The following is a 17,931-nucleotide window of genomic DNA, read 5'->3' as shown; positions in this document are numbered from 1 at the left end:
GATGTCCAGTGCCTCGCCTCAAGGACTGTAATACCCCACCGCCACCAGGAAATGCCCGACCTTCTTCAGGTATGCATGCTTATCCTCGACCTTGCCGGTCACCGGGTTCTTCCAGCGGTACTCGTACTCCCCCTCGTCCTGTTTCCCGATCAACGTCAGGATCGGCTCGCCCACCGGTTTGCCATCCGGGTCCTTGACCTTGGCGAAGTCGGTATTGATCAACCGCAGGTTGGTGCCGTGGCCGACATAGCGCCGGGTATTGAGGTCGACGACAAAGACATACAGATCATCCTGCAGGTAACCGCCCTTGAGGGAGTTAACCGCCGTCAGCGTGGCCTTCTCGTTCTTCAACAAATCGCTCGAGGCCTTGCCCAGCAGCGCCTTGGCCTGCTCGGCGGAAGCCCGTGGCAGGTAGTAGCCGACGGCCAGGATTCGTTCGCCGACCCGCTGGAAATACACATGCTTGCGCTCGACCTTACCGTCCGCCCAGTTCTGCCAGCGATACTCGGCCTGCTGGATGCCACTGGCTTCCGGGGTTTTCAGGGCGTCCTTGAAAGCCTTGCGCAAGTCCGGTCCCAATACTTCGGAAACGTCTCGCCCGATCAGCGCCGAAGAAGGACCGCCGCTGGCGAGCATGACGCCCTGGGTATCGACCACGAACACGTAGCGGTCCTGATCGACGAACTCCCCTTGTCGGCTGAAAGCGGCAAATGCTTTGTCGCCGTTGTCGTGGTAATAGGCCAGGGCCTTTTCCAGCAAGGCCCGGGCCGCCTGGCCATCGTCGGGTGTCGCGGCGTGAACCGGTGCCAACCCCAGCACCAGCATTGCGCCCAGCCAGGCCATCTTATGAAATAAACCCATACGCACGCCCCTCGTTCTTGTTGGTGTTTCAAGAGCGTAGACGGCGTGGGGTGATGTAGAAGTATTCAGGGGATTGCTAGGGAGCCTGTGGGCATTGATATTGACTGACAGAACGTCATCGCGAGCAAGCTCGCTCCCACACTGGAGGGTGCTGACCCTGTGGGAGCGAGCTTGCTCGCGATAGCGGCGGCACATTCAGAATGATGCGCACTGACGTTCCACTCTCGCGAACAAACGACTTATTGAGCCCGAGCGCCGAGTTGCTGCTGCAGGTGCTGGATCTGCGCTTGCAAAGTATTGATGTTGCGGGTGACCTGACCACGGAACGCATCGAACTCGGCGGTGCTACCGCCCTTATCCTGCTGGCTCTTGAGCACGATCATGTCCTGCTCCAGGCGCTCGATGGCAGAGTTGGAGGTGGCTCTTTTCAGGGCGGTGATGTCCGCACCGATGCTCTTGAGCTGGGCATCCAGGGCACCACCCTCACCCTGGTTTTTCAGGGCGGAAACTTCAGCCGCCAACGCCTTGACCTGGGCTTGGAGTTCCTTGTTGGAAGCTTGCAACTGAGTGTTGGTGTTCTGCTGTTCAGTGGTCTGGGCAATGATCTGGGCCAGCTCCTTGTCCAGGTCGGCAGACGGGCCGAACACGCCTTGCAGTTGTCTGTACTGATCCTGCAACTTGCCTTCAAATTGCCGGTTCTGCTCCTGCAACTTGTTGTCCAACTGTTTGATCTGCAGCTTCAAGGCTTCACTGTCACTCATCACATTGGATTGTCCGGCGACGACCTTGCCGGAAAACTCCTGCAAACGGCCCGCCGCATCCTCACTGATCCGGGCGAAGCTTTCCTGGGTGGCCACCAGTTGCTGTTCCATCAGCGAAATTTGCTGGAAACTCCACCAGGCCAAGAAACCTAATGCACACAACAGCGCGCCGACCAATGCCCACAGCGGCCCAGTGCTAGGGCCCTTGACCTTGTCCGCGACAACGGGCGCCGGACGTGCTTGCACATGGGGCTGGCGCTTGGGCAGAAAGTCATCGTCATCGGGAATATCGGCCCGCATCCGCAGGCTCGGGATATCGTCGAAGTCGTCGTTGGCATCGTTACGCATGGGCATGGGTTCAACCTTTGGGAAACCGGTAATGGCTAGATGCGGCGAGTATAACCCCCTCGCCCGCCGCACCGATTGACCCCGAACCTGGCACTCGGTTCATGACGGACCGATCAGCGGGCGTCCGGAGGCCTTCACACAGGCCCCTGGGACTTCCACCAGGCGCAAAATTCATCGAGGGCCGTCCACAGGCTGACCTGTGGATCGTAATCGAGATAATGCCGGGCGCGACTGATGTCCAAGGTGAAATTCTTGTTCATGACCTGCATGCCCAGGCGCGACAGCGTCGGCTCAGGGCGGCCCGGCCACACCTTGCAAAAACCTTCATTCAGGGCAGCGACACTATAAGCCAATCCGTAGGAACGATAACGCCGGACCTGTGGGACTTCCATCTGTCGCATCACATAATTCACCACATCCCACAGCGGGACCGGCGCCCCGTTGCTGATGTTGTAGGCCTTGCCCAAGGCAGAATCAGTGGCCAGTAGACTGCTGAGCAGCGCTTCGTTGAGGTTCTGCACGCTGGTGAAATCCACCTTGTTCAAGCCGTTGCCAACGATGGCCAGTCGGCCCTTGCGCTGCATTTTCAACAGGCGCGGAAAAATGCTCATATCACCCGCGCCGGTCACGAAGCGCGGGCGCAGTGCGAGTACCTCGAGGCCAAACTCCTGGGCGCCGAAGACTTTCTGTTCGGCCAGGTACTTGGTGGCGGCGTAGGGGTGCTTGAAACGCTTGGGCACCTGGTCTTCAGTCAGCCCGAGGTGGTCGTGTCCGTCGAAGTAAATGGAAGGCGACGACAGATGAACCAGCCGTCGGACCTTCTGCTTGAGGCAAGCCTCGACCACATTTTCCGTGACCTGCACATTGCCCTGGTGAAAATCCTGGTAACGGCCCCAGAGCCCTACCGAACCGGCGCAATGCACCACGGCCTCGACATCCAGGCACAGATCGCGGGCCAGCAGCGGATCGCTCAAATCCCCCGGGATGAACTGCGCACCGCGACGCACCAGATGCTCCACGCTCTCGGCCCGGCGACCGGTGACCCGCACATCCAGGCCCTGCTCCAGGGCGAAGCGCGCAAAGCGCCCGCCAATGAAGCCGCTTGCGCCGGTGACCAGAATTTTCATGAATGCTCCTAAAAAGTGCGGTTACGAGCCTCAAGCTACAACCTGCAAATTAATCTTTGCGTCGTTTTTTACCTGCAACTTGACGCTTATTGCGGCGCCCAAGGCACCAGGCATTGCCTGGAGGAACGGATCAGCTGTTCGGTCAATAAACCGAGCAACTGCCCACCCGTGCGCCAATGATGCCAGTACAGCGGCACATCAATCGGTTTATCTGCCAGCACCTCCACCAGCTCACCCCGCGCCAGTTGTTCGCGTACTTGCAGCTCTGGCACCAGCCCCCAGCCCAGTCCGGCTTCGGCAAGGCGGATAAATCCTTCGGACGACGGGCACAGGTGGTGTTCGAAACCGCCCTCCATACCCAGAGAAGCAAGGTAGCGATGCTGTAGGAAGTCATCCGGGCCAAACACCAGCGCCGGGGTACGGGCCAATTGGTCAGCGCGCACCCCGTCAGGGAAGTGCCGGGCAATGAACGCTGGACTGGCCAGAGCCCGATAACGCATGGCCCCCAGCAATACGCTGCGGGCGCCGGCCACAGGGCGCTCGCTGGCGCAGACGCAGGCCGCCACTTCACCGGCGCGCATGCGCTTGAGGCCGACGGTCTGGTCTTCCACTACCAGGTCGAGCAACAGATGGTGCTCGGCGCAGAAATCGCCCACGGCGGCCGCCCACCAGGTCGCCAGACTGTCGGCATTCAGGGCGATGCGCAGACGCTCGGGCAGGCCCTCTTCGTCCAGCGCCGGCACCAGGCTCTGCAGGTCACGCTCGAGCAGCCGCACCTGTTGCACATGATTGAGCAAGCGGCGGCCGATCTCGGTCGGTGCAGGCGGCGTGGCGCGCACCAGCACAGGCTGGCCGATCCGCGCTTCCAACAGTTTGATCCGCTGGGAAATGGCCGATTGCGACAGCCCCAACACCTGGGCGGCCCGTTCGAAACCGGCTTGCTCGACAACCGCAGCCAGGGCGGAAAGCAATTTGTAATCGAACATCAGTTTTCCTAATGAGCAATCAGCAAGATTGGTTTTTCTTATACAGCGTCAAACCAGAGAATGGCCAGCATTCAAGCATCGACGGGAGTAAACACTATGTGGCAAAGCTACGTGAACGGACTGCTGGTGGCCCTTGGACTGATCATGGCCATTGGCGCGCAGAACGCGTTTGTACTGGCCCAAAGCTTGCGCCGCGAGCATCACTTGCCGGTGGCCGCGCTGTGCGTCACCTTTGATGCGCTGCTGGTGGCCGCCGGCGTATTCGGGTTGGCAACGCTGTTGGCCCAGAGCCCGTTGTTGCTGGCGATCGCTCGCTGGGGCGGCGCGGCGTTCTTGCTCTGGTATGGCAGCCTGGCGTTGCGTCGGGCCTGTTCGAAGCAGAGCCTGCAACAGGACGGGAAACAGGTCGTGCGCTCACTACGGGCAGTGCTGCTCAGCGCGCTGGCGGTGACACTCCTCAATCCTCACGTGTACCTCGACACCGTGCTGCTGATCGGCTCCCTCGGCGCCCAGCAAAGCGTGCCCGGGGCCTATGTCGTGGGCGCGGCCAGTGCCTCGCTGCTGTGGTTCTTCACCCTGGCTCTGGGCGCCGCATGGCTGGCCCCGTGGCTGGCCCGGCCAAGTACCTGGCGGATACTGGACGTGCTGGTGGCGATGATGATGTTCACCGTGGCGGTGCAGTTGATCGTCTCGGGTTGATTATTCCAAACCGCTCTGGAACCTCTATCCCACACAGTTGTTGCGTGGTTATGCCGCACCCCCGGTGCTATGATCCGACTCCTGCGCCGCAAAGAGTACAAACTCCCCGGCGCTAGTCTGGCCGCCCGTGATCGGCCTTGCGCTCACCGCAACTGACCTGATTAGGAGAATCACCATGGCTTTCGAATTGCCGCCGCTGCCCTATCCACACGACGCACTGGCGCCGCACATTTCCAAAGAAACGCTGGAATACCACCACGACAAGCACCACAACACCTACGTCGTGAACCTGAACAACCTGGTGCCTGGCACCGAGTTCGAAGGCAAGACCCTGGAAGAAATCGTCAAGACTTCCTCGGGCGGTATTTTCAACAACGCCGCTCAGGTCTGGAACCACACCTTCTACTGGAACTGCCTGGCGCCAAACGCCGGCGGTCAACCAACCGGTGCCCTGGCTGAAGCCATCAACAAGGCCTTCGGTTCGTTCGACAAGTTCAAGGAAGAGTTCAGCAAAACCTCCATCGGCACCTTCGGTTCCGGCTGGGGCTGGCTGGTGAAAAAGGCTGACGGTTCCCTGGCCCTGGCCAGCACCATCGGCGCCGGCAACCCGCTGACCAGCGGCGACACCCCGCTGCTGACCTGCGACGTGTGGGAACACGCCTACTACATCGACTACCGTAACGTTCGTCCGAAATACGTCGAAGCGTTCTGGAACCTGGTCAACTGGAAATTCGTGGCTGAGCAGTTCGAAGGCAAGACCTTCACCGCTTAAGTCGTGATGCCAGACAAAAGAACCCGGCGCCTTGCCGGGTTTTTTTTACCTTGCAGCCAGGATCGGCACTCCATTCGGGGACACAACCTCGCATCCGGAATCCAATAAAAAGTCCTTCCTGGCCTCAAGTTGCGGCCCTTTCCAACCGACACAATGACCATAGAGCAATAGCTCGGAAAAAACGGCGTATCGGCCAGGCCTCAAGCGAAAACCCCTGTGTTTGATTGTCCCTTTGACTGACATCACAGGATTGCCAATACTCATGGCAACTTGACGCTACCCGCACGGAACAAGGAACCCCTCTTTGAAGCTGGAACTCAAGAACAGCTTGTCTGTGAAGTTGCTCCGGGTCGTGCTCCTCTCGGCATTGATCGTTGGCATGGTCTTGAGCTGTGCCCAGATCGTGTTCGATGCCTACAAAACCGACCGGGCCGTGGCCAGCGACGCCCAGCGGATTCTCGATATGTTCCGGGACCCTTCGACCCAGGCCGTCTACAGTCTGGACCGGGAAATGGGCATGCAGGTGATCGAGGGGTTGTTCCAGGACGACGCCGTGCGCATGGCCTCCATCGGCCACCCTCGCGAGACCATGCTCGCCGAAAAAACCCGGCCCTTGCAGAAGTCCGAAAGCCGCTGGCTGACCGACTTGATCCTGGGCAAGGAGCGCACCTTCACGACGCAATTGGTGGGACGCGGGCCCTACAGTGAATATTACGGCGACCTGAGCATCACCCTCGACACCGCCACCTATGGCCAGAGTTTCATCGTCAACTCGGTCATCATCTTCATCTCCGGGATGCTGCGAGCCCTGGCCATGGGCCTGGTGCTGTACCTGGTCTATCACTGGCTACTGACCAAGCCGCTGTCGCGGATCATCGAGCACCTGACCGAGATCAATCCCGATCGCCCCAGCGAACACAAGATTCCGCAACTTAAAGGCCACGAGAAAAACGAGCTGGGCCTGTGGATCAATACCGCCAACCAATTGCTCGAATCCATCGAGCGCAACACACACCTGCGCCACGAAGCGGAAAACAGTCTGCTGCGAATGGCCCAGTATGACTTCCTCACCGGCCTGCCCAACCGTCAGCAGCTTCAACAGCAACTGGACAAGATCCTGGTGGACGCCGGGCGCCTGCAACGGCGGGTGGCGGTGCTGTGTGTGGGGCTGGATGATTTCAAGGGCATCAACGAACAGTTCAGCTATCAGACCGGCGACCAGTTGCTGCTGGCCCTCGCGGATCGGCTGCGGGCCCACAGCGGACGTCTCGGGGCCCTGGCGCGACTGGGGGGTGACCAGTTCGCCCTGGTCCAGGCCGACATCGAGCAGCCCTATGAAGCCGCCGAGCTGGCCCAGAGCATCCTGGATGACCTGGAGGCGCCATTCGCCATCGACGACCAGCAGATCCGACTGCGGGCCACCATCGGCATCACCCTCTTCCCCGAGGACGGCGACAGTACCGAGAAGCTCTTGCAGAAAGCCGAGCAGACCATGACGCTGGCCAAGGCCCGCTCGCGCAATCGCTATCAGTTCTACATCGCCAGCGTCGACAGCGAAATGCGCCGCCGTCGCGAACTGGAGAAAGACCTGCGCGAAGCCTTGGCCCGCGAGCAATTCTCCCTGGTGTACCAGCCGCAAATCAGCTACCGCGACCTGCGGGTGGTGGGGATCGAAGCCCTGATCCGCTGGCATCACCCTGAACACGGTCTCGTGCCGCCGGACTTGTTCATTCCCTTGGCCGAGCAGAACGGCACGATCATCGCCATCGGCGAATGGGTACTGGACCAGGCCTGCAAACAGTTGCGCGAATGGCACGACCAGGGCTTCGTCGACCTGCGCATGGCGGTCAACCTGTCGACGGTGCAACTGCACCACGCCGAACTGCCACGGGTGGTGAACAATCTCCTGCAAATGTACCGTTTGCCGCCGCGCAGCCTGGAGCTGGAAGTCACCGAAACCGGCCTGATGGAAGACATCACCACCGCCGCCCAGCACTTGCTGAGCCTGCGCCGCTCCGGCGCGCTGATCGCCATCGATGACTTCGGGACCGGTTACTCGTCCTTGAGTTACCTCAAGAGCCTGCCGCTGGACAAAATCAAGATCGACAAGAGCTTCGTCCAGGACCTACTCGATGACGAGGACGACGCGACCATCGTCCGAGCCATCATCCAGCTGGGCAAAAGCCTGGGGATGCAGGTGATCGCCGAAGGCGTCGAAACGGTCGAGCAGGAGGCGTACATCATCGCCGAGGGCTGTCACGAAGGTCAGGGGTATTACTACAGCAAACCGTTGCCGGCGCGGGAGTTGGGCGCTTATCTGAAGCAGGCGGAGCGCAGTAAGGTGTCCATCCTCTGATTCATCCCCTGGTGCCAGGCCCCTTGCAGGCGCTGGCGAAGGCGGCAATCTCGTAATATTAAATAAGAAATATTTACAACCATAACCCTTTACACATAATGCAAATCTTTCGCATTATGTCGCAGCTTTGCGCACCTCGCGCCTGTCCCATCCCATTACCGAAGCAGGATGTTCGCCATGATTCGTATGCCCCTGGCCACCGCCAGTCTGCTGGCCATTGCTATTTCCCTCGCCGGTTGCGGCGAAGGCAAAGACAAGGCCGCCGCGCCGCAGGCGCCAACGCCAGCTGCCAGCACTGCGGCACCGGCTGCCCCGGCGGCCACCGGCAAAGTTGACGAAGCCGCCGCCAAGGCCGTTGTCGCCCACTACGCCGACGTCGTCTATGCCGTCTACAGCGATGCCGAATCCACCGCGAAAACCCTGCAAACCGCCGTCGACGCGTTCCTGGCCAAGCCGAACGCCGATACCCTGAAAGCCGCCAAGGCCGCCTGGGTCGCCGCACGCGTGCCTTACCTGCAGAGCGAAGTGTTCCGCTTCGGCAACACCATCATCGACGACTGGGAAGGCCAAGTGAACGCCTGGCCACTGGACGAAGGCCTGATCGACTACGTCGACAAATCCTACGAGCACGCGCTGGGTAACCCGGGCGCCACCGCCAACATCATCGCCAACACCGAAGTCCAGGTGGGTGAAGACAAGGTCGACGTGAAAGACATCACCCCGGAAAAACTCGCCAGCCTCAACGAGCTGGGCGGTTCCGAGGCGAACGTCGCCACCGGCTACCACGCCATCGAATTCCTGCTGTGGGGCCAGGACCTCAACGGCACCGGCCCTGGCGCGGGCAACCGTCCGGCTTCCGACTACCTGCAAGGCGCCGGCGCCACTGGCGGCCACAACGATCGTCGTCGTGCCTACCTCAAGTCCGTGACCCAACTGCTGGTCAACGACCTGGAAGAAATGGTCGGCAACTGGAAGCCGAACGTGGCTGACAACTACCGCGCCACCCTGGAAGCCGAGCCGGCCGAAAGCGGCCTGCGCAAGATGCTGTTCGGCATGGGCAGCCTGTCCCTGGGTGAACTGGCGGGCGAACGCATGAAGGTGTCCCTGGAAGCCAACTCGCCAGAAGACGAGCAGGACTGCTTCAGCGACAACACGCACAATTCGCATTTCTACGATGCCAAAGGCGTGCGTAACGTGTATCTGGGCGAATACACCCGCGTCGACGGTACCAAGATGACCGGCGCCAGCCTGTCGTCCCTGGTGGCCAAGGCCGACCCGGCCGCCGACACCGCGCTCAAGGCCGATCTGGCCGACACCGAAGCCAAGATCCAGGTCATGGTCGATCACGCCAACAAGGGTGAGCACTACGACCAACTGATCGCCGCCGGTAACACCGCCGGCAACCAGATCGTGCGCGACGCCATTGCCGCCCTGGTCAAGCAGACTGGTTCGATTGAACAGGCTGCGGGCAAACTGGGTATCAGCGACCTGAACCCGGACAGCGCTGATCACGAGTTCTGATCAACATTGGCTGGCTGAAGGTTAACGCAGCCAGCCACAAAAACCTGTGGGAGCGAGCTTGCTCGCGATAGGGGCTTATCAGTCGACATCAATGTTGGCTGATGCACCCCTATCGCGAGCAAGCTCGCTCCCACATTGATTTCTGGTGTTCATAAATGCGAGATCAGTCATCAATTACTGCAACCCCGCAAGCCGCCCCTCGATAAACCGCCGTTCCGGCAGTTGCTGCGTCAACTCCAATGCCCGTCGATACGCTGCCCTCGCCTCATCCAATCGCCCTAACTGCCGACAGAATTCGGCCCGCGCCGAGTAGGCCAGGTGATAGTCCAGCAACTCACCGCGCCCCAGGATCCCATCGATCAAGCGTAACCCTTCCAGCGGCCCATCGCGTTTGGCCAGCGCGGCAGCGCGATTGAGCTCGATCACCGGTGAGGGCACGGCACGCAGCAGCACATCGTAAAGCCCGACGATCTGCGGCCAGTCGGTCTCCTGCGCCGTGGGCGCTTCGGCATGCACCGCCGCAATCGCCGCTTGCAGGCAATAAGGTCCAAACCGCCGGGTACTCAGCGCAGCTTCCACCAGGGCACAGCCTTCGGCGATCAGCGCGGCGTCCCACAGGGAGCGGTCCTGTTCATCGAGCAGCACCAGCTCACCGGCGGGTGAGGTTCTCGCCGGCCGTCGAGACTCGTGCAGCAGCATCAACGCCAGCAACCCCATGACCTCGGCTTCGGGCAGCAGCTCCATCAGCAGGCGCCCGAGGCGGATCGCTTCGCGGGTCAGGTCTTCGCGGGTCAGCTCGCTGCCCATGGACGCCGAGTAACCTTCGTTGAACACCAGGTAAATCACCCGCAGCACGCTGTCCAGCCGATCGGGCAGTTCCGAGCGAGAGGGGACCTGATAAGGGATCTTCGCATCGCGAATTTTCGCCTTGGCCCGCACGATGCGCTGGGCAATGGCCGCTGGGGCGGCGAGGAAAGCCCGGGCAATCTCCTCGGTGGTCAGGTCGCACACTTCCCGCAGCGTCAGCGGTACCTGGGCATCCGCGGCCAGGGCTGGGTGGCAACAAGTGAAAATCAGTCGCAGACGATCGTCTTCCACGTCTTCCTCACTCCAGTCGGCCTGCTCCAGTTCTTCGAGCTGGGCAATCAACAGCGGTCGGGAGGCGGCAAAACGTGCCCGCTTACGCAAACTGTCGATGGCCTTGAAGCGCCCGGCAGACACCAGCCACGCCCGCGGATTGTCCGGCACACCGTCACGCTGCCAGCGCTCGACCGCGATGAAGAAAGCCTCGTGCAAGGCTTCTTCGGCGAGGTCGAAATCCCCCAGCAGGCGAATCAGGGTCGCCAGGATCCGCCGCGAGTCCTGCCGATAAACCTGCTCGACCCGCGCCTTGACCGCTTCGGCCGACATCAGTCGGGCATGCCTTGTGTCACCAGCGTTTCGAGCCGGTCCAGGCTTTGCCCCCAGCCCTCATGGAAGCCCATGGCCTCGTGGGCCTGGCGGTCTTCTTCAGTCCAGTGCAGGGCGCGGGCGGTGTAACGGGTTTTACCGTCATCCTCCTCGAGCAGCACTTCGGCGGTCATGAAAGCTTTGCCGGAAGGTATCCAGCCGGGCACAAACGCATCGGTAAACACCAGGCGCCGCGGCGCGACGATTTCCAGGAATACCCCCAGGGTCGGGTATTCACTGCCGTCGGGCGCGCGCATCAGCGTGCGAAACTGGCCGCCGACCCACAGGTCCATTTCGCACTCCGGCGTGGTCATACCGTGGGGGCCCCACCATTGGACCAGCAGGGCCGGCTCGGTCCAGGCGCGGAAAATCTTCTGGCGCGGGGCATCGATCACCCGGCTGATGGATAGCTCAAAAGGGGCAGGCTTGAGGTTCATGGATGAAGTCCTGTTTGTGATTGTTGTTCAGGGATTCAGTTGGCGTACCGGTCGGACTTCGACGCAGCCGACCCGGGCCGCCGGAATGTTGCCGGCGACCTGGATGGCTTCGTTCAAATCCTTGGCGTCGATCAGGTAGAAGCCCGCCAGTTGCTCCTTGGTTTCAGCGAACGGGCCATCGGTGATCGACAGCTTGCCGCCGCGCATGCGCACCGTGGTGGCGGTCTGCACCGACTCCAGGGCCTCGGCGGCGAGCATCCGCCCGCTGCCCTGGATCGATTCGGCATAGGCCATGCACTCGGCATCCTCCGGACTGTCAGGCGAGCTGTGCAGCACGTGTTCGTTGCTATAGACCAGGCATAAGTACTTCATGGAAAGCTCCGTGATCGAACTGATCAACTATGGACGGCGCAAAGACGCTTGGCGAAAAAACCGACGATCAGGGCTGCAGGTCGAACAACGCTGTACCGGCCATCGGGTCGAACGGGGCGGACCAGTGTTCATGGACGATCCGCCATTGCCCGGCTACACGCTGGTAGCAGGCGGTGACGCGCATCCAGCAGGCCTGTTCCTCGCCCTTCTCGTTGGTGCCGCCGCAATAGGCCAGCCAGTGGGCGAAGGCGATGGTGTCGGCCGGGGTAATCTTGACTTGATGAAAGTCGAATTTGTGCGGGCCGGGGCACATCTCCATGCACGCCTGCCAATGGGCCCGGTAAGCGGCCTTGCCTTTGAATTGCAAGGCCTGGATGGCATCGAACGAGACGATGTTCTCGTCATACAGCGCCATGACTTTTTCGACGTCCTTGGTCATGACGGCCTGGCGATACGTATCGATCAGGGCTTGGATCTCGGTTTCAGTGGCTTGGGTGTTCATGATGATTCTCCGCAGATTTTTTGTTGAAGACACCCTTTGTCGTTTGGAGAAACGGCAAATCGACAATCAAACAAAATAATCCAAAGAAAAAAGTTCGCTAGAATTCCAGACCCACCCTGCCAACAGCCAACGGACGTTTTGTGACCGCTCAGCTCATACCTTACGAAGCGCTCAACGCACTTCAACGTCAGCAGGTCGAAGCCATCGAGGTCCACCCCGAACAGGTCAAGTTCGTCGGCGATATCTACGGTGCGCTGCATGCGCTCCTGCCCAGGCCTAGTCCGGGGGTCAAGGGGTTCGCGCTATTGGCTGACGACGTGCCAGTGGCGTTCCTGTTGCTCAAGCGCCCGCCAGTACTGCCCGCCTGGGCCGATGAGCACAGCGCCACCCTGCACGCGCTGCAAGTCGACTATCGGGCACAGGGCAAGGGTTACGGCAAGGCCTGCTTGCTGGCACTGCCCGAGGTGGCTCGCGCGGCGTGGCCGCAGATCAAAGGGCTGGAACTGTCGGTGGATGCGCAAAACGAATCGGCCATTGGCCTGTACACCCGGCTGGGCTGGGTCGACTGCGGCGAGGCTTACAAAGGCCGCATCGGTTATGAGCGGCGGATGGGATTGGTGTTTTAACCATCGCTGAAGGGCGCCACCATCTCCTGTGGGAGCGGGCTTGCTCGCGAAAGTGCCAGCACATTTAACACTGATGCAAGCTGACCCACCGCCTTCGCGAGCAAGCCCGCTCCCACAGGGGTCCACATCGATCAGCTCGGCTTGAGCGGTATCCAGATCTCCAGGGTGCCTTCGCCGGTCTTGGGGTTGAAATCTTCGCTGTAGCGTTCGAATTCCGGTTCGTCCGCCGCTTCATGCCCGGACTGCGGCAACCACTCTTTCCAGATGTACTGGAACGTGTCCGGCAGGCTTTTCAACGGGCCTTTGTGTTCGAACACCGCGTAGTGCCCGGGCTGGATCTCGATCCAGCGGTATTGCTCAGGAAGATCGTCGAGCCGGCTGATTTCCACCCCGGCGATGTATTCAAACCCGCCCTCCCCGTCCGCGTTGCAACACACGCCGTAGGTCACCTCGTCTTTCTGCCCTGGCACCTTACCGAGCCAGGGCAAAAACTTTTCCCAGAGCAGCGGAATGTCCTGGGCGGTTTCCTGGGTAAAACGGGCACCAAAACCCGCGATCAGCTGAAAACGTCCGTGTTCAAAGCGTGGCTCGGCTGCGTTATCGCGTTTGTGCTTTTCCATGCGTCAACACTCCGGAAACGTGAGGTCGGGCTTGGCAGTATAGAAGCCAAACAGTGATTGCCAGGCCGTTTCGCTTATCAGAGTCCAGGCAGCACGGTCGCAGCGGCTTTCCCTACAAACTCGTTGTACCCAGAAACAATCACATAGACCGCGAAATAGCAGAAGATCGCCGCCGATGCCCAATAGGAGTAGCGCAACAGTTTATCGCCCAATAATTTGCCGCCCTGGGTCGCCGCCAGGCACAGGGCTGCGCACCACAACAGTCCGGCACAGAGAAAACCGCTGAGGAACAGCGCCGAACTGAGCAATGTTCCACCGCCTGAACGAGCAATGAGTGTGCCGCCCACAGCCGCGAACCAGAGAATGGCACTGGGTGATGACATGGCCAGGAAAATCCCGCGAAAGAACGCCTGGCCGGAAGAATCGCCCCGCCCCTCACCCGCCTGCGCCAACACTGCGCTGTGGTAAATCGCTGAATGGATCATTTTCGCCGCAAAATACAGCAGCAACACCGAACCGCCGATCCACAGCACCCAGCGCACCGCTGCGTATTGCAACAGCACGGTCATGCCGGCCAGGGCCAGGACGGCGTAGACCAGGTCGCCCACGCAGGTACCCAGGCCCAGGGCGAAACCCTGGAAATAACCGCGCTGCATCGCCAGGGTAATCATCGCGATATTGGCCACGCCAATGTCCAGGCACAAGGAGAGGCTCAGCAAGAAACCGCTGGAAAATTCCATCATCATTCCGTTCGAATTTTGACTAGGTCGGGTTAACCGTCCGCAGGCGTGGATGAAGCTCGCACGTGCGGGTCGACAGTGTCGTCGAAAATAGTTCTGCGCCGCTACTGGACAATTTGCCATCAGCCCCATTATCTTCCGCCGCAGGCCACCGCAGTGGCCAACGTCGCTCGGACGGTTCCGGGCGCTCACGTATCTCGAGGCAACAATGGCCGAACAAGGTTCGCCGCGCCGCTTTGCGCGCATCGATCGACTCCCCCCGTACGTATTCAATATCACTGCCGAGCTGAAGATGGCTGCGCGTCGGCGCGGCGAAGACATCATCGACTTGAGCATGGGTAACCCCGACGGCGCCACGCCACCACACATCGTGGAAAAACTGGTCACCGTCGCCCAGCGCGAAGACACCCACGGCTACTCCACCTCCAAAGGCATCCCGCGCCTGCGCCGCGCCATTTCGCGCTGGTACAAGGACCGCTATGAAGTGGACATCGACCCGGAAACCGAAGCCATCGTCACCATCGGTTCCAAGGAAGGCCTGGCGCACTTGATGCTGGCGACCTTGGACCAGGGCGACACGGTGCTGGTGCCCAACCCCAGTTACCCGATCCACATCTACGGCGCGGTGATTGCCGGCGCCCAGGTGCGTTCGGTACCGCTGGTGCCCGGTGTGGATTTCTTCGACGAACTGGAGCGGGCCATTCGCGGCTCGATTCCGAAACCCAAGATGATGATCCTGGGTTTCCCGTCCAACCCCACCGCCCAATGCGTGGAGCTGGACTTCTTTGAACGGGTCATCGCCCTGGCCAAGCAGTACGACGTGCTGGTGATTCACGACCTGGCCTACGCCGACATCGTCTACGACGGCTGGAAAGCCCCGTCGATCATGCAGGTGCCCGGCGCGAAAGACATTGCCGTGGAATTCTTCACCCTGTCCAAAAGCTACAACATGGCCGGCTGGCGCATCGGCTTCATGGTGGGCAACTCGGAACTGGTCAACGCCCTGGCGCGGATCAAGAGCTACCACGATTACGGCACCTTCACCCCGTTGCAGGTGGCGGCCATTGCGGCCCTCGAAGGCGACCAACAATGCGTGCGCGACATCGCCGAGCAATACCGCCAGCGCCGCAATGTGCTGGTCAGGGGGCTGCATGAACTGGGCTGGATGGTGGAAAACCCCAAGGCGTCGATGTACGTCTGGGCCAAGATTCCCGAGGCCTATGCACACCTGGGTTCACTGGAGTTCGCCAAGAAGCTGTTGGCCGAGGCCAAGGTCTGCGTCTCGCCAGGGGTGGGGTTCGGGGAGTATGGGGATGATCACGTGCGCTTTGCGCTGATCGAAAACCAGGACCGGATCCGCCAGGCGGTGCGTGGGATCCGTGGGATGTTCAGGGCGGATGGGTTGGTCAACAAAACCAACGGCTGAGACAAAAACCCAATGTGGGTATTCCCCTGGATTTGTTGATTACCAAAAACCAGTGTGGGAGCGGGCTTGCTCGCGAAGGCGATGTAACATTCAACCTGTTTGTTGACTGTCAGTCCGCATTCGCGAGCAAGCCCGCTCCCACATTGACTACTGTGTTGTCGGTTAGACCACCAGCGACAGCAACAGGATAAAGATCAATCCCACCACCGACAGAATGGTTTCCATCGCGGTCCAGGTCTTGAAGGTCTCGGCCACGGTCATGTTGAAGTACTGTTTGACCAGCCAGAAGCCCGCATCGTTGACGTGGGACAGGATCAACGAACCGGCACCGGTCGCCAGCACCAGCAGCTCACGGTTCACACCCGGCATCATCCCCACCACCGGCACCACGATCCCGGCACCGGTAATGGTTGCCACTGTCGCCGAACCCGTGGCGATGCGAATCACCGCCGCCACCAGCCAAGCCAGCAGGATCGGGGAAATCTGCGCGCTCACCGCCATGTGGCCAATCACGTCACCCACGCCACTGGTCACCAGCATCTGCTTGAAGCCGCCACCGGCGCCGATGATCAGGATGATCGCGGCGGTTGGCGCCAGGCTTGCGTCCAGCCACTTGAGCATCTGGCTGGAACCGATGCCCTGCTTGTAGCCGAAGGTGTACAGCGACAGCAACAAGGCCAGCAGCAACGCTGAGATCGGGTGGCCGATCATGTCCATCCAGGCGCGGAAGATATTGCCGTCCGGCAGCGCCACGTCAGCGAAGGTCTTGAGCAGCATCAGGAACACCGGCGACAGCACGGTGACCAGGGTGATGCCGAAGCTCGGCAGATCGGCGGAATCCGTCTCGCGCGCCAGTTGATCCACCAGTTCCTGATTCGGATGGCCGGGGATGTGCTTGGCAATGAACGTACCGAAGATCGGCCCGGCAATAATGGCCGTTGGCAGCGCCACGATCAGACCGTAGAGAATGGTTTTACCGATGTCGGCGCCAAACACGCCAATCGCCAACAGCGGCCCCGGGTGCGGCGGCACCAGGCCGTGGACCGCCGACAGACCGGCCAGCAGCGGGATACCGATCTTGATGATCGACACACCGGTGCGGCGCGCAACGATGAACACCAGCGGGATCAGCAGCACGAAGCCGATTTCGAAGAACAACGGAATGCCCACCAGGAACGCGGCGAACATCATGGCCCACTGGACTTTATCCTTGCCGAAGGCGCGGATCAGGGTCTGGGCGATCTGATCAGCCCCGCCCGACTCAGCCATCATTTTGCCGAGCATCGTGCCCAGCGCCAGGATGATGCCGACAAAGCCCAGCACGCCACCAAAGCCGTCCTGGAAGGCCTTGATGATGGTGCCGGTCGCCATGCCCGACGTCAGGCCGAGGAACGCGGCGGCGATGGTCAGGGCAATGAACGGGTGGAACTTGAACTTGGTGATAAGGACAATGAGTCCGATCACCGTGACCACTGCATCGAGCAGCAGGAACGTCTCGTGGGACATGCCGAACATGGGAGGTGTCTCCTGATTTGTTGTTGTTATTGAAGCAGTTATTTGTAAGCCGTCGGGACAGCGCTATCTTTCTGACGCAAATGAGTTGAAGTTCAACTGGCCAGCTTCAAACCGTGTTCCAGCCACCAGGTGTAAGCCTGATGAGCCAATTCATCGACGCTGTGGCTGGACGCGTCCAGAGCCAGGGTCAGGGGCTCGCCGACAGGGGACTCAAGGGTGGCAAACTGGCTATCGATCAGGGTCGACGGCATGAAGTGACCGGGACGATGGGAAACGCGATCTGCGGCGACTTCGGGGGTCAATTCAAGAAATACGAAGCCCAGCCCTGGCAAGGCGCTGCGCAGACGCTCGCGATAACTGTGCTTGAGGGCCGAACAGGTCAGCACCGGGCGCTCGCCCGTGGCGTCGACACGGCGCAACTCATCGCACAGGCTGTCGAGCCAGCCGGCACGGTCGTCGTCGTTCAAGGGAATACCGGCGCTCATCTTCTGGATGTTGGCCGCAGGATGGAAAGTGTCGCCTTCGATGGCGGTGGCGCCGCTCAACTGGCACAAGGCCTGGCTGACGCACGTTTTGCCGCAACCGGCAACGCCCATGATGACCAGGGCGGTGATGGGATTAGTCATGTAACACCTCAGCGCGCAGACAGCGCTACCTTTGCCAGTTATGACACCGTAGCAAAAGCAGAAGTTGCCGACGCCTTCTTGTCATTTTTGTGGTTGCAGCATGTTCGTTCACGACACCAACGGACGGGGCTCAGGCAAACCCCACTCACGCATTTGCAGCCGCGTCGAGACAGCGCTACCTTAGTGC

Annotated in this window: 18 protein-coding genes; 6 read left to right on the top strand and 12 right to left on the bottom strand. The window is 60.7% G+C overall.

Annotated features, from left to right (window positions below):
- Nucleotides 1-18: 18 nt before the first annotated feature.
- From CD58_RS06770 to CD58_RS06755, 4 genes are all read right to left on the bottom strand, one after another.
- A complete protein-coding gene (locus tag CD58_RS06770) occupies nt 19-861 on the bottom strand; it encodes a cache domain-containing protein (RefSeq protein WP_025212285.1) in 843 nt (280 codons plus the stop codon).
- A gap of 239 nt (nt 862-1,100) precedes the next feature.
- Nucleotides 1,101-1,976: an ATPase gene (locus CD58_RS06765; protein WP_025212284.1), complete on the bottom strand. Its 876-nt coding sequence runs from the start codon at nt 1,974-1,976 to the stop codon at nt 1,101-1,103.
- 128 nt (nt 1,977-2,104) lie between these two features.
- Nucleotides 2,105-3,097, bottom strand: coding sequence for an NAD-dependent epimerase/dehydratase family protein (locus CD58_RS06760; RefSeq protein WP_025212283.1), 993 nt, complete (start codon nt 3,095-3,097; stop codon nt 2,105-2,107).
- A gap of 86 nt (nt 3,098-3,183) precedes the next feature.
- Nucleotides 3,184-4,083 (bottom strand): LysR family transcriptional regulator ArgP, encoded by a 900-nt coding sequence (locus CD58_RS06755; RefSeq protein WP_025212282.1) that lies wholly within the window; start codon nt 4,081-4,083, stop codon nt 3,184-3,186.
- A 96-nt stretch (nt 4,084-4,179) separates the two neighbouring features.
- Between CD58_RS06755 and CD58_RS06750 the strand changes: the two genes are divergently transcribed.
- From CD58_RS06750 to CD58_RS06735, 4 genes are all read left to right on the top strand, one after another.
- The gene (locus CD58_RS06750) at nt 4,180-4,782 is read left to right on the top strand and encodes a LysE/ArgO family amino acid transporter (RefSeq protein WP_025212281.1); all 603 of its coding nucleotides are present in this window, start codon (nt 4,180-4,182) and stop codon (nt 4,780-4,782) included.
- Between the two features lie 175 nt (nt 4,783-4,957).
- Nucleotides 4,958-5,554 (top strand): superoxide dismutase, encoded by a 597-nt coding sequence (locus tag CD58_RS06745; protein ID WP_025212280.1) that lies wholly within the window; start codon nt 4,958-4,960, stop codon nt 5,552-5,554.
- Between the two features lie 304 nt (nt 5,555-5,858).
- Nucleotides 5,859-7,910 (top strand): putative bifunctional diguanylate cyclase/phosphodiesterase, encoded by a 2,052-nt coding sequence (locus CD58_RS06740; RefSeq protein ID WP_025212279.1) that lies wholly within the window; start codon nt 5,859-5,861, stop codon nt 7,908-7,910.
- Between the two features lie 177 nt (nt 7,911-8,087).
- Nucleotides 8,088-9,431, top strand: a complete 1,344-nt coding sequence (locus tag CD58_RS06735; RefSeq protein ID WP_025212278.1) for an imelysin family protein — start codon at nt 8,088-8,090, stop codon at nt 9,429-9,431.
- Nucleotides 9,432-9,605: 174 nt separating this feature from the next.
- Here CD58_RS06735 and CD58_RS06730 read toward each other — a convergent pair whose 3' ends face one another.
- The 4 genes from CD58_RS06730 to CD58_RS06715 form a co-directional block, all read right to left on the bottom strand.
- Nucleotides 9,606-10,841 carry an RNA polymerase sigma factor gene (locus CD58_RS06730; RefSeq protein WP_025212277.1) on the bottom strand — a complete coding sequence of 412 codons (1,236 nt, stop codon included), beginning with the start codon at nt 10,839-10,841 and terminating at the stop codon, nt 9,606-9,608.
- Nucleotides 10,841-11,317, bottom strand: a complete 477-nt coding sequence (locus CD58_RS06725) for an SRPBCC family protein (RefSeq protein ID WP_025212276.1) — start codon at nt 11,315-11,317, stop codon at nt 10,841-10,843. The genes CD58_RS06730 and CD58_RS06725 overlap by 1 nt, the downstream gene beginning before the upstream one ends.
- Nucleotides 11,318-11,344: 27 nt before the next feature.
- Nucleotides 11,345-11,689 (bottom strand): YciI family protein, encoded by a 345-nt coding sequence (locus tag CD58_RS06720; protein ID WP_025212275.1) that lies wholly within the window; start codon nt 11,687-11,689, stop codon nt 11,345-11,347.
- Between the two features lie 67 nt (nt 11,690-11,756).
- Nucleotides 11,757-12,191 (bottom strand): YybH family protein, encoded by a 435-nt coding sequence (locus CD58_RS06715; protein ID WP_025212274.1) that lies wholly within the window; start codon nt 12,189-12,191, stop codon nt 11,757-11,759.
- 140 nt (nt 12,192-12,331) lie between these two features.
- Here CD58_RS06715 and CD58_RS06710 point away from each other — a divergent pair, with 140 nt between their 5' ends.
- Complete coding sequence (locus tag CD58_RS06710; RefSeq protein ID WP_025212273.1) at nt 12,332-12,817, top strand: GNAT family N-acetyltransferase; 486 nt, start codon at nt 12,332-12,334, stop codon at nt 12,815-12,817.
- Between the two features lie 131 nt (nt 12,818-12,948).
- On the opposite strand, the gene CD58_RS06705 is transcribed toward CD58_RS06710, so the two are convergent.
- The gene (locus CD58_RS06705) at nt 12,949-13,437 is read right to left on the bottom strand and encodes a GyrI-like domain-containing protein (protein WP_025212272.1); all 489 of its coding nucleotides are present in this window, start codon (nt 13,435-13,437) and stop codon (nt 12,949-12,951) included.
- Nucleotides 13,438-13,514: 77 nt separating this feature from the next.
- Entirely contained in the window at nt 13,515-14,177 is a 663-nt protein-coding gene (locus tag CD58_RS06700) for a LysE family translocator (RefSeq protein ID WP_025212271.1), read from the bottom strand.
- 208 nt (nt 14,178-14,385) lie between these two features.
- On the opposite strand from CD58_RS06700, the gene alaC reads away from it, so the two are divergent.
- A complete protein-coding gene (alaC, locus tag CD58_RS06695) occupies nt 14,386-15,603 on the top strand; it encodes an alanine transaminase (protein ID WP_025212270.1) in 1,218 nt (405 codons plus the stop codon).
- A gap of 162 nt (nt 15,604-15,765) precedes the next feature.
- On the opposite strand, the gene CD58_RS06690 is transcribed toward alaC, so the two are convergent.
- Together CD58_RS06690 and CD58_RS06685 are read right to left on the bottom strand one after the other, a co-directional pair.
- Nucleotides 15,766-17,118, bottom strand: coding sequence for a GntP family permease (locus tag CD58_RS06690; protein WP_025212269.1), 1,353 nt, complete (start codon nt 17,116-17,118; stop codon nt 15,766-15,768).
- Nucleotides 17,119-17,210: 92 nt separating this feature from the next.
- Nucleotides 17,211-17,744 (bottom strand): gluconokinase, encoded by a 534-nt coding sequence (locus tag CD58_RS06685; RefSeq protein ID WP_025212268.1) that lies wholly within the window; start codon nt 17,742-17,744, stop codon nt 17,211-17,213.
- Between the last annotated feature and the right edge of the window lie 187 nt (nt 17,745-17,931).

This window comes from Pseudomonas brassicacearum (assembly GCF_000585995.1).
Lineage (GTDB): Bacteria > Pseudomonadota > Gammaproteobacteria > Pseudomonadales > Pseudomonadaceae > Aquipseudomonas > Aquipseudomonas brassicacearum_A.
This window is presented reverse-complemented; position numbering and strand designations above follow the sequence as displayed.